The following is a 12,548-nucleotide window of genomic DNA, read 5'->3' on the forward strand; positions in this document are numbered from 1 at the left end:
ACCTTTATATTTCATTCAGTTAGGAGACCATATTGAAGTTAGGAAACCATGTTGAAGGTCGGCGGGGTGAAAGCAATCGCGTTGACCTGCTTGTTCGTATCAAGCGTGCCGTTCTCCTGAATCGTCGGGACGGTAATAACCACCTCGAACTGGTACATGCCTTCCATGAGCGTATTGCCACGCAACGCAAAACGCGCGGAGATGCCGGTCGCCTTATCATTCACGCTCGACGCAAACGGAATGACCTGACCCTGAACGGTCTGAGTCTTGCCGTTGCGGGTCATAACGGTTGCCTTGCCGGTCGGGTCAGTCGTGAAAATCTGGCGGTCAATGATTTTACCCTCGGGCGAGAAGAGGTAAATGTCCATGGACGGGTGCAGGTGCGTGGTGCCGGTCGTCGCCTCCAGCGCGGAGACGTTGTAGGTCATCACGAACTCACCGCAGTTCAGGTTGAGGTCGCCTTCGGGGCCGTGAGTCGCCTCGTACACGGACATGAGACGGATCGTCGCGGGGTTCGGTGAGGTTGCATTCTCCATGGACCACCACGCCTGACCGGTCTCCGGCGCAGTCACGGGCTTGTTCTTGGTGCGCGACTGCAGGGCGCCACTGGCGGGATTGGTAATCATCCAGCCGCCGACCTGGGTGAAGTCCGGGCCGTGTACTGTCTTGCAATCATCAGCCGAAGCAGCGAATGCGGGTACCGCCGTGGAGGCGGCAATAGCGGGCACAGCCCAAAGCGCGCCGCGGGTGAGGTTGCGGCGGGTAACGGAACGAGCTCCCGTGGTGTGTGCGTCTGAAGAGTTATGAGAAATAGTCACAGATTTTTCTTTATCGTTCGGAAGCATCAAGGTTTTATTTGACACGTAAAACACCTTGATAGTGTACAGCATGTATCTGCACTCAGTAGAACTTCATGAACAATGAGTTACCTCATGGCGAAAAACCCACGTCGGCCCCTAAACGCCGGGCTTAGAACACCGGGTTTAGGCGTGACCCGCCTCCTTCATCAGGCGTAGCTCCTTCTTCAAATCGGCAAGCTCATCACGCAGACGCGCCGCCAACTCAAATTGCAGGTTCTCCGCCGCCACGCGCATCTGCTCGTTCATCTGCTCAATCAAATCCAGCAGATCCTCAGCGGGTGCCGCCGCCAGGCCGTCGGCACGAACGCGCGCCTCCGCACGGGCGAGAAGCTCCTCCGACTCCGGGGTGCTCGTGGCAATCTTCGACGAGGTCGCAGAACCGGTCTTCGCACCCGCACTCACCGTGCGGGCACCCTTCTTACCGCTCTTACGCTGCTGCAGAAGCTCGCGGGTGTCCTCTTCCTCGCGGGCGAGAACATCCGTAATATCGGCAATCTTCTTACGCAGCGGCTGCGGGTCAATGCCGTGCTTACGGTTGTACGCCTGCTGAATCTCGCGGCGGCGGTTCGTCTCATCAATCGCCACGCGCATAGAATCCGTAATCTTATCGGCGTACATGTGCACCTGACCGGACACGTTACGCGCCGCACGACCAATCGTCTGAATCAGCGAAGTGGTCGAACGCAGGAAGCCTTCCTTATCGGCATCCAGAATCGCAACCAGGGACACCTCGGGCAGGTCCAAGCCCTCACGCAGCAGGTTAATACCAACCAGCACATCAAAGGTGCCCAGGCGCAGCTCACGCAGAAGCTCCACGCGGCGCAGGGTATCCACGTCAGAGTGCAGGTACTGCACCTTCACGCCGTGCTGCAGCAGGTATTCGGTCAAATCCTCCGCCATGCGCTTGGTGAGGGTCGTGACCAGCACACGCTCATCACGCTCGACGCGCACGCGAATCTCCTCGAGCAAATCATCAATCTGCCCCTTGGTCGGCTTGACCACAATCTCCGGGTCAATCAGGCCGGTCGGGCGAATAATCTGCTCCACATAACCATCAGCCTGCGACAGCTCATACTTACCGGGGGTCGCCGAAAGGTAAATCGTCTGACCGATACGCTCCAGGAACTCCTCCCACTTCAGCGGGCGGTTATCCATCGCCGACGGCAGACGGAAACCGTGCTCAACCAGGGTGCGCTTACGGGACATATCGCCCTCGTACATGGCACCAATCTGCGGGACCGTCACGTGCGACTCGTCAATAATCAGCAGGAAGTCATCCGGGAAATAATCCAGCAGACAGTTCGGGGCGCTACCGGGGGCACGACCGTCAATATGGCGCGAGTAGTTCTCAATGCCATTGCAGAAGCCCATCTGCTCCATCATTTCCAGGTCGTAGGTGGTGCGCATACGCAGACGCTGCGCCTCCAGCAGCTTGCCCTGGGATTCGAGGGTCTGCAGGCGATCGCGCAGCTCATCCTCAATGGAGGTAATAGCCTTCGCCATGCGCTCCGGGCCAGCAACGTAGTGGCTTGCGGGGAAGACATACATTTCTTCTTCCTCGCGAATCACCTCGCCGGTCAGCGGGTGCAGGGTGTAAATCGCCTCAATCTCATCACCGAAGAACTCAACGCGGATCGCGTTCTCCTCGTACATGGGGATGATTTCGACGGTATCGCCGCGCACACGGAACGTGCCGCGGTGAAAGTCCATGTCGTTACGCGCGTACTGCATCGCCACGAACTGGCGCAGCAGCTCGTCGCGATCAATCTCCTCACCGCGACGCAAAGTCACCATCTGCTTAATGTACTCCTCGGGCGTGCCCAGACCATAAATGCAGGACACGGTCGAAACCACCACCACGTCGCGGCGAGTCAGCAGGGAGTTCGTCGCCGAGTGGCGCAGACGCTCCACCTCCTCATTGATGGAGGAGTCCTTCTCAATGAACGTATCGGTCTGCGGCACGTACGCCTCAGGCTGGTAGTAGTCGTAGTAGGAGACGAAATACTCCACCGCGTTATTCGGCAGAAGCTCACGCAGCTCATTCGCCAGCTGCGCCGCCAGAGTCTTATTCTGCACGAGCACCAGAGTCGGACGCTGCACCGCCTCAATCAGCCAGGCTGCGGTCGCGGACTTACCTGTACCGGTAGCGCCCATCAGCACAATGTCCTTCTCACCGTTCTGCACACGCTCGGTGAGCTCGGCGATAGCCTTCGGCTGATCACCGGCAGGCTGGAAGGGGCTGACCACTTCAAAGGGGGCGACGATGCGGTTAATTTCGGGTGCGTAACTCATGTATCCATCCTAGGGGAAAGCCGCCCAATGCGCCCTAAGATTGGTCGCTCTTTTCTGCTGGCGCAATATAATCACGCGCAATAGTCCATCACAACCATTGGCGTAGCTACCCGTGAAAGTGCCCAAGTTCATAAAAGAAAGGACGCAAAAGATAAGGGGTATTCGACTGGTTCATCTGCGCTACCGGGCAGGAGGCGAGCGAGAGCAATCTCCCGCACGATGACGGTGCTCTTAGGAACAGCGCTCTTAGGGGTGGCCGCCCTCCCCCACAGCCGCCGCCGCTCACGGGCACCGCACCACAGAAGATAAGCGGCAACACATAAAGACTTATGACGGGCGCTCCGCACCCGCACCCTTTGCCTCTTTGATGTGGCTCACATATGTTTAGAGCGCATACACGCAGACAAAACGGGACCACAAGAGCGCACGGAAGGACTCCATGAGCACGACCACGGAGACAGCTTCACAGGCAACCCCGAACGAATCCACAGAAGCGAACCCGGAGGCGAACCCCACCGGCACACCGGCTGCCACCTTAGTTGCCAAAACCGAGCATCGGCGCACCCTCTTCGCGTCCTCGTACCCGCTGATTCTGCTCATCGCCCTCGCCATTCTGCTGGGCGTCACCTATCTCTCACTCATCACCGGCAGGTACCCGCTCGAATTGGATGAGCTTTTCCGCATTCTCGGTAAGAACTGGTTCGGCATGGACCTGAAAGTCTACAAGCCCGCCGAAAACATGCTGTTGACCGTACGTATTCCGCGTCTGCTCGCCGCCGGGCTCATCGGTGCCGCCCTCGCCATTGCGGGTGCCACCTTCCAGGCGGTATTCCGTAACCCGTTGGTCTCCCCGTACCTGCTGGGTGTTTCGCAGGGTGCGTCGGTGGGTGCTGCCTCCGCCATTCTGCTGGGTGTGGGCACGAGCCTCGCCATTCAGGGTTCCGCCCTCGCCGGCGGCCTCGCGGCAGTACTGCTGACCGTGAGCATTCCGCGTCTGCTCAAGAATCAGTCCACGCTCATGCTGGTGCTTTCCGGCGTGATTGTGGGTGGCTTTGGCACCGCCGCGCTGGGTGCGTTGAAGTTCATTGCGAACCCTGAAACTCAGCTGGCGCAGATCGTGTTCTGGCAGATGGGTTCCCTGCAGGACGTACGCGCGGAAGCACTTACGCAGTTTGCGCTGGTGGCGGTGCCCTGCATCCTGCTGCTCCTGGCGATGCGTTGGCGCATCAATATCCTCTCGCTCGGTGACGATGAAGCGCGCACCCTCGGCATTACCCTGACCCGCACCCGCGGTATCACCATTCTGCTGGCGACCCTGGTCACCGCGACCAGCGTGTGTATTGGCGGCCCGATTTCTTGGGTAGGCCTGGTCATTCCGCACCTGTGCCGCCTGCTGGTTGGTAGCGACACGACCAAGCTCATGCCGCTGTCCATTCTGATGGGTGCTTCGTTCATGATGTTCGTCGATACCCTGGCACGTAGCCTCACCAGTGCGGAGGTTCCGCTGAGCGTACTGACCGGTTTCATTGGCACGCCGCTGTACGTGGCGCTACTGCTGCTCGGAAAGGTTCGGGTGAAGTAATGTCTTCTTCCATTCCCGATACTCAGCACCGCACGGATGCGAGCGCAGAGGTTCTGCTACGCCTGGACGATGCGGGCTTCCGTTACGGCCACCGGGGCGGGCACATCAAGCGCCGCCGAACGGATCACCGCGCTGGTCTGCACCGTTCCGGGCACCGCTCCAGCCGCTGGATTTTCCGCAACGTGAACCTGCAGGTGCGCCGCGGTGAGGTCCTCGCCATTCTGGGTCGCAACGGTGTGGGTAAGTCCACCCTGTTGAACTCCCTGATTGGTTTGCACTCGCTCACCGAGGGGACCATTCACCTGGGCGGTGAGCCGCTGGATTCTTTGACCGCAACTGAGCGTGCCCGCCACATCGCCTACCTTCCGCAGATGGAGGGTCGCGGCATCTCCTACACCGTGACCGAGTACCTGCTGATGGGTCGCGCACCCTATATCGGGTTGTTCTCTTCGCCCTCGCGCCGTGACCGTGAGCAGGTGCACACCGTGATGGAGGAGCTGGGTCTACTCGACCTGGCGCACTCCCCGCTGGATCAGCTGTCCGGCGGTCAGCGTCAGCAGGTGGGTATTGCCCGAACCCTGGTGCAAGACGCCCCGCTTATCGTTCTGGACGAGCCGACGAGCGCCCTCGATGTGGCGAATCAGGCGAAGGTTCTGCGGAAAATTCGGCAGCTACGCGACGCCGGGTACGGGGTCATCTTCACGACCCACAACCCGGATCACGCCCTCATGCTGGATGCGACCGTCGCCCTGCTTAGCACACACGATATGCCCGATACCGTGCCAAACGCAGCGCCTCAGGTACCTGCAGATGCGCCAGCTCAGCTTTTGACGGGCCGCGCCTCCAAGGTGCTCACGAGCGAGGTTCTCTCACGCACCTTCAATACCGACCTGACGGTGACTTACTCCCCCGAGCTGGGTCGTTCCAGCGTCCACATGACGAGCCTCGATAGCTGAGCCTTCACAGCGTTTAGTTTTCCGGCGGTGGTTTGGGTGGCACACAAGAGATGCGGTAGAGGTGCCCTATATCTTGTGAGAGGCGTGTCCCTAGCACACCTACCCTACCCAGGCCGCCGCCGGGTTATTCACCTATCCGTTGTACACCACAGAAAGACACATCATGAAAATCACGAAGTTCCACACCGGCATTGCCCTGACCACTTCCCTGCTGCTGGCTGCGCTGACCGGTTGCGGTGCCGCAAACACCGCCTCCTCCTCTGCATCGGGTTCCGCATCAAGCTCGGTGTCCGCTTCCGCCTCCTCTCAGAGCTCGAAGAAGCACACCAGCTTCTTCGTGAAGGATAACGGTGACGGCACCAAGGTCATTAAGGACATTGATGGCAAGGAGGTCACCGTCCCCACCACCCCGGAGCGCATCGCTGACCTGTGGCACGCAAACAACCAGGTGGTTCTGCTGCTCGGCGGCGCTGATAAGCTCGTCTCGACCACCACTGCTGTGAAGTCGCTGGCATGGTTTAAGCAGGTGTACCCCGGTATTGAGAAGGTTGACGCGCCGGTGAAGGGCACCGACGTGAACATGGAGCAGTTGCTCGCCGACAAGCCGGAGGTACTGCTCGCCTCCTCGAAGGAGCAGATTGCGAAGGCAGCTGAGGCGGGTATCCCGGCGGTGCACGTTGAGTTCCAGAACTTCGCTGACCTGGAGCGCACCGTTGAGCTGACCGCCGAGGTTATTGGCACCGATGAGGCGATTGAGCGTGCCGAGAAGTACCTGGCGTACCTGAAGAAGAACGAGAACCTCATCAAGGAGCGCCTTAAGGACGTCACCGAGTCCCCGAAAGTGCTGCACATTGCGGGCGGTTCTGACCTGACGAAGGTGGACGGCTCAAACTCCCTAATTGGTGAATGGATGAAGCTTTCGGGCGCGAAGAACTCCCTGGACGGCGTGGAGAACTTGAAGAACATTTCTCTGGAGCAGATTATTGCCTCGCAGCCGGAGTACATCATCATTGGCGGCGCGGATGCGCAGAAGGGCGTGGACGCGATCAAGGCGGACGCCGCGTGGGCTGACGTTCCGGCGGTGAAGAACGGCAAAATTATTAAGAACCCGGTCGGCACCTTCAACTGGGACCGCTACTCCGCTGAGCAGGCTCTGCAGATTCTGTGGGCGGCGAAGCTGTTCCACCCCGAGAAGTTCTCCGACGTTGACCTGGTGAAGGAGACCCGCGAGTTCTACTCGACCTTCTACGGCTACCAGCTGACCGAGGATGAGGCGCAGCGCATCATCAATGGTCAGGGCCCCGCAACTAACTAATCCGAAACTAGCTCATCCGGCGACTAACTCGCCTGGCGGTAGCTCACCTGGCGACCGGCTAGCTCGTTAAACACGTACCGCCCGGAACCGTGCTCACAGCACGATTCCGGGCGGTATTTTATTGGTTTGTAGCCGTGGGGCGCCGCAGTACTAGTTGACTGCATCGCTAGTTGACGGCAGTGTTAGCGCACCTCCACGGTGGCTCCGGCGAGGCTCATCAGCGCCCGGTTCGTCAGCGGAAGGTACCCGTTCAGGGCGCTCAAAATCAGCTGCATGGTGCGCTCTTCATCCTCCACGCTCAGCCCGCGCGGAATACCCACACCCGGCACGCAGATGCGCTGCTTATACAGGTCAATCACCGCGCACACGGTGCGGTTCGGCACGCCCAACACCGGCAGCATGCCTCGGTGATTGATGGTGCGCAGGCCCTTACCGACCACGGCGGCGGTGCGGATATCCGGGCGGGCACTCCTCGCGAACCGGGAGGCGCCCGCACCGTTCGCAAAAGCGGCAGGGTCGGGAATACTATTCGGCACCGCGCTCTTCTCGTTCAGCACAGACAGCAACGGCTCCCCCACCGCGGCGGTGACCGCCACGTAGCGTACCTGCCGGTCCATGGCGTTGAGGAAGTCCAGTTCCGCGTACTCCTCCACGCGGTAGTTCTCAACCAGGCCGGCTTCACCCGCCCCGGTTTCTTCCACGGTTCGGGTGATGACTTCTTCATCGTAGAAGCTTGCCACGCACACCTGCGGGGCGCCACGCTCAATGCGGGCGCGGCACCGATAGTCGTCGTCGAGCAGCCAGAGGGACAACTCGTAGCCGTCGGGCACATCGCGCACACCCGTCGCGAGCAGCACTTCGCTACCGTCCAGGGAGAACGGCTCCCAGCCTGCCGGTTCAAAAGCGTTGAGGGCACCGTCCAGGGCGGGGTTGCAGGAGCCGAAGCTCGGCGCCTGATCAGCCGGGGTGAACGCCTCGGTGGAGGGCATGGCGATGGTGAGCCCGCGCATCCTGCCGGCGAGGCAGAGCTCAACCGCCATGAGCAGATGGCCCGCACCTTCGCGGCTGAGCGCTGGGCTCTGAACCAGGTGCGCCACACCGGAGTTATCCAGGCTGAGGTGTTCGCCGACTCCGCGGGCGGCGTTGGAGTAGCGGTTGTGCAGGCGCACCAGCTCGTCAATGGGCAGGGCGCGGCCAACGGTGCCGAACGCCTGGGCGATAGCGTGAACGTGTTCGGGGAAGACGCGGCAGAGCCTGCCGAGCTGACGCGCAAATTCTGCCGGACGCTGCGTGAGCACGCCCAGGAGGGTGCCGAGGTTCTGCTGGCGGTAGGCGTTGAGTAGCTGGGCGACGGTGGCGGGTTCAAGCTGCTCGACAGTGCCCATCTTGGGGAGGCGCGCTCCCTGGCGGTTGAGGGTTGCGGTGCCGCCGCGGTTGCCCGCGGACTGCTCTGATGAGTTTTTGCCTGCTTGTGCGTCTACTTGTTGATAGTAGGTTCCCGACTGCGTCACGTTTTCACGACCTTGCGCTCTTCAGAGCGTTCGTTAGCTGATTCTTCGTAAGGTGACGGGCGGGGCTCAGCGCCTACCGGCAGATGGTTCGTGCACACACTCGACCGTCTGCCGGGTCGTATAGTACCGGCATACAGCTGTGCCTCGTTCCTTGAGCAACTAAGCTATAGCTTCAAGACGTCAGCATCAGGACCTCAGCGCTGAGATAGTACCCAGTTCTCGGTGCTGAGATGTCAGCGTTGAGCCCTGCCCGTCAGTGCGGGCGCACGCATTCTCTCGTGGAGGCGTCGGGCTGGGTTACCGCTGGTGACGAACCCGTTGCCCGTGCCGTGGAGGGGCGTGTGCGTTCCGCAACGCTTTTTAGGCTATCAGCTTTAGCGGGCAATTACTAGGGTTAGAGTAAGTATTAACTAAGGTTGGACTACCTTTTGGGTTTTAGGGGCTTTACATGGGTGCTCTAGCCCGGAAATCTAGAACCAGAAATCTAAGACCGGAAATCTGGGAGCGGCAATCTAGAGGCCGGCAACCTAGACCGGCAAATCCACCCACTGCGTATCCCCCCAGGCCACGCTCGCCGCACCGGAACTCAAGCTCACCACCAGCTCCTCGGCACGCGCCAGCTCCTCCGGGCGGTCAAACACGCCCAGGGAAATCGTGGCACCCTCCGCACCGTACTCGGTACCCAGCACGTTCAGACCGGAGGCACGAATCTCGTTCTCCAAGCGGCCAGCATCCGCATGCGAACTGGGCACCTGACCCACACGCAGACGCTCACGCGAATCAAATAGCGCACCATCCAGGGTCTGCACCACCGAATCAGTGTAGGCACGCACCAGACCGCCCGCGCCAAGCTTAATGCCACCGAAATAGCGCACGACCACCGCAACCACATCCGACAGGTCGGTGGTGCCGTCCTCGCGGGTCTGACGCGCCAGCAGTGCCTGCATCATCGGCACACCGGCGGTACCGGCGGGCTCACCATCATCGGAGGAACGCTGAATATCGCGGTCAGCACCAATAATGAACGCCGAACACACGTGGCGGGCGTCGTGGTAGGTCTTGCGCACCGACTCAATGTAGGCGCGCGCCTCCTCAACGGTGCTCACGCGCTTGATGTGACCAATAAATTCGCTACGCTTAATTTCGAGGAGGCTCTCATAGGGCTCATCGCCGCGCGGCACAAGGTAGCGGTTGGCGCGAGTTTCTTCCTGCATGTGTCCTCCTCTAATCAGTACCTATCTATTGTGGCACAGCCCGTCAGGAGCACCGTCCATGTCCCAGCCTTCTTCCCTCGCTTCTACTGCTCTGCGCCGTTACGCCCTCACCGGCGGTATCGGCAGCGGCAAGAGCACCATCGCCTCCCTTTTCGTTGAGCAGGGCGCGTTCCTGGTGGATGCGGACGCTATCTCCCGCTCCCTCATGGAGCCCGGCGAGGCGGTGCTCGCCCGCACGGTCGCGGAGTTCGGTGAGCATCTGCTCGATGAGTACGGCCGCCTCAACCGCCCCGCCCTGGCGCGTATCGTGTTCAATGATGAGCAGGCGCGCCTGCGTCTGAACGCGATTGTGCACCCCGCTATTCGTGAGCGTGCCGCGCAGCTGGTGGAGCAGGCGCAGTCCGAACCCGGTTTTAGCGGCGTGGTGCTGGAGGATATCCCTCTGCTCGTGGAGACCGGTGACCCGTCCGCTTTTGAGGGCGTGGTCGTGGTGCGCACTCCCCTGACGACTCGCCTAGAGCGCCTCGTATCTTCGCGCGGCATGAGTGAGGAGGATGCACGCGCCCGCATCGCCGCGCAGGCAACCGACGAGCAGCGTGAGGCGGTCGCAACCTGGATCATTGATAATGGAGGCTCGCTGGAGGAAACCGCCGAGCAGGTGCGCGCCGTCTGGGAGCAGATGACCGCCGCCTAAGATCCTCCCCAGCAACACCGGGCACAGCAACACCGGGCCCCGGCTCCCCACACACCCAACCCCGACTCGCTCACTCCCAATAACGCAAAGAACCCCCTCACCTCCCAAACGGGAGATGAGGGGGTTCCTCTGCTCTAAGGCACCCCACGCGGGGGTTACCTATCGGCTATTACGCCTGATGAGTGCTCATCTGAGCGGCAGATTAGTTGCCGGTCAGCTTCTTGCGGAGCTCAGCCAGTGCCTCATCCGATGCGAGGGTACCTGCGGAAGCGGGCTCCTCGGAGGAGTAAGAGGTCGGTGCGGGCTCAGCTGCTGCGGGAGCTGCTGCTGCAGCCTCTGCGTCAGCCTCGAGAGCCTTAGCAACCTGAACCTTGTGAGCCTCGAAGCGAGCCTGTGCCTCTGCGTACTGTGCTTCCCAAGCCTCGCGCTGTGCGTCGAAGCCTTCCAGCCACTCGTTAGCCTCGGGGTCGAAGCCCTCGGGGTACTTGTAGTTGCCAGCCTCGTCGTACTCTGCAGCCATGCCGTACAGAGCGGGGTCAAACTCGGTAGCGTTGGGGTCAACGCCCTCGTTTGCCTGCTTGAGGGACAGGGAGATGCGGCGGCGGTCCATGTCAATGTCGATGATCTTAACGAAGACCTCTTCACCAACGGAGACGACCTGCTCAGCCAGGTCAACGTGGCGGGTTGCCAGCTCGGAGATGTGGACGAGGCCCTCGATGCCGTCCTCAACGCGCACGAATGCACCGAAGGGAACGAGCTTGGTGACCTTGCCGGGAACAATCTGACCCAGAGCGTGGGTGCGAGCAAATGCCTGCCACGGATCTTCCTGGGTTGCCTTGAGGGACAGGGACACGCGCTCGCGGTCCAGGTCCACCTCGAGAACCTCGACGGTAACGGGCTGGCCAACCTCGACAACCTCGGAGGGGTGGTCGATGTGCTTCCAGGACAGCTCGGAAACGTGAACCAGACCGTCCACGCCACCCAGGTCCACGAATGCACCGAAGTTGACGATGGAGGAGACAACGCCCTCGCGGACCTGACCCTTCTCCAGCTCGTTGAGGAAGGAGGAGCGAACAGCGGACTGAGTCTCTTCCAGGTATGCACGGCGGGACAGAACAACGTTGTTGCGGTTCTTGTCCAGCTCGATGATCTTAGCTTCGATCTGCTGACCGATGTAGGGAGCGAGGTCGCGGACGCGGCGCATCTCAACGAGGGATGCGGGCAGGAAGCCACGCAGACCGATGTCGAGGATAAGGCCACCCTTGACAACCTCGATAACGGTACCGGTAACGACGCCGTCGTTTTCCTTGACCTTCTCGATGTCGCCCCATGCACGCTCGTACTGTGCGCGCTTCTTGGAGAGGATCAGGCGACCTTCCTTGTCCTCCTTGGTGAGGACGAGTGCCTCAACCTCGGAGCCGAGCTCGACAACCTCAGAGGGGTCGATGTCGTGCTTGATGGACAGCTCGCGGGAGGGGATGACGCCTTCGGTCTTGTAACCGATGTCGAGCAGAACCTCATCGTGGTCGATCTTAACGACCTGGCCGGAGACGAGATCGCCGTCGTTGAAGACCTTAATGGTCTTCTCGACTGCCTCGAGGAATGCCTGCTCGTCGCCGATGTCGTTGATTGCGACCTGAGGGATGTTGGTGCTCATGTAGTGAGGGCTCCAATTGGATTTCTAATAGGTCGACGCTGCCGGTTCGCCGCTCAACACCTCCGGGTGGAGGCACCAACCGGCTCACTGTTTCACCCCGGCGCGCACGGCATAGGGCCGTTAACACCTTTGAACGGAGTGAGGAAACGTCGAGCTGACGGATACTTACAATGTGTACCACCCACCGGAAGCAGATGCTCTCAGCAGGGTGCACGAGCAGTCTGTACCCGTTTTCTTAAGGAGAAAAAGAGCATAGAAAACCCGTACGTTGGTACACGCGATTAATAGTGTACGGGAATCCCGGGCGTGTCGTCAATGGTTACGCGCCCGGGATTCCCGTACTTATTTGCGGTTTTGGAGTTGTGGTTCGCGGAGGGGTTTGCGGAGGGTCGATGCTCGTCCTCGTTCCTCTCAACATGGGAGGGGCGGGGCACCGCATATTTCCTCCGCGCCTACGCAGGGGCACC

General features: G+C 60.7%; 9 protein-coding genes. 4 read left to right on the top strand and 5 right to left on the bottom strand.

The genetic code is table 11. The features are described from left to right. Positions 1–38 precede the first annotated feature (38 nt). On the bottom strand, positions 39–818 hold the full coding sequence (locus HMPREF2999_RS08060) for an ornithinee aminotransferase (RefSeq protein WP_246823103.1): 780 nt from the start codon (positions 816–818) through the stop codon (positions 39–41). 165 nt (positions 819–983) lie between these two features. Then, entirely contained in the window at positions 984–3,152 is a 2,169-nt protein-coding gene (gene uvrB, locus HMPREF2999_RS08065; protein ID WP_070676253.1) for an excinuclease ABC subunit UvrB, read from the bottom strand. 439 nt (positions 3,153–3,591) lie between these two features. Here uvrB and HMPREF2999_RS08070 point away from each other — a divergent pair, with 439 nt between their 5' ends. The 3 genes from HMPREF2999_RS08070 to HMPREF2999_RS08080 all read left to right on the top strand — a co-directional run bounded on the left by HMPREF2999_RS08070 (position 3,592) and on the right by HMPREF2999_RS08080 (position 7,005). Next, a complete protein-coding gene (locus tag HMPREF2999_RS08070) occupies positions 3,592–4,734 on the top strand; it encodes a FecCD family ABC transporter permease (protein WP_083315093.1) in 1,143 nt (380 codons plus the stop codon). Further along, positions 4,734–5,690, top strand: a complete 957-nt coding sequence (locus HMPREF2999_RS08075; RefSeq protein WP_083315092.1) for an ABC transporter ATP-binding protein — start codon at positions 4,734–4,736, stop codon at positions 5,688–5,690. Before HMPREF2999_RS08070 ends, HMPREF2999_RS08075 begins: the two co-directional genes overlap by 1 nt. 163 nt (positions 5,691–5,853) lie before the next feature. After that, entirely contained in the window at positions 5,854–7,005 is a 1,152-nt protein-coding gene (locus HMPREF2999_RS08080) for an ABC transporter substrate-binding protein (RefSeq protein WP_246823104.1), read from the top strand. A gap of 182 nt (positions 7,006–7,187) precedes the next feature. Here the strand turns inward: HMPREF2999_RS08080 and HMPREF2999_RS08085 are convergent, their stop codons facing one another. Together HMPREF2999_RS08085 and HMPREF2999_RS08090 are read right to left on the bottom strand one after the other, a co-directional pair. Then, a complete protein-coding gene (locus tag HMPREF2999_RS08085; RefSeq protein WP_070676252.1) occupies positions 7,188–8,516 on the bottom strand; it encodes a 2-oxoglutarate dehydrogenase in 1,329 nt (442 codons plus the stop codon). Positions 8,517–9,043: 527 nt separating this feature from the next. Then, a complete protein-coding gene (locus tag HMPREF2999_RS08090; protein WP_070676251.1) occupies positions 9,044–9,730 on the bottom strand; it encodes an IMPACT family protein in 687 nt (228 codons plus the stop codon). A gap of 58 nt (positions 9,731–9,788) precedes the next feature. Between HMPREF2999_RS08090 and coaE the strand changes: the two genes are divergently transcribed. Then, complete coding sequence (coaE, locus tag HMPREF2999_RS08095) at positions 9,789–10,424, top strand: dephospho-CoA kinase (protein WP_070676250.1); 636 nt, start codon at positions 9,789–9,791, stop codon at positions 10,422–10,424. 202 nt (positions 10,425–10,626) lie between these two features. Here the strand turns inward: coaE and rpsA are convergent, their stop codons facing one another. Further along, a complete protein-coding gene (rpsA, locus tag HMPREF2999_RS08100; protein WP_005506223.1) occupies positions 10,627–12,081 on the bottom strand; it encodes a 30S ribosomal protein S1 in 1,455 nt (484 codons plus the stop codon). Positions 12,082–12,548 lie beyond the last annotated feature (467 nt).

Origin of the sequence: Rothia sp. HMSC066H02, assembly GCF_001814995.1 — a bacterium.
In the GTDB taxonomy this organism is placed as follows: Bacteria; Actinomycetota; Actinomycetes; order Actinomycetales; family Micrococcaceae; genus Rothia; species Rothia mucilaginosa.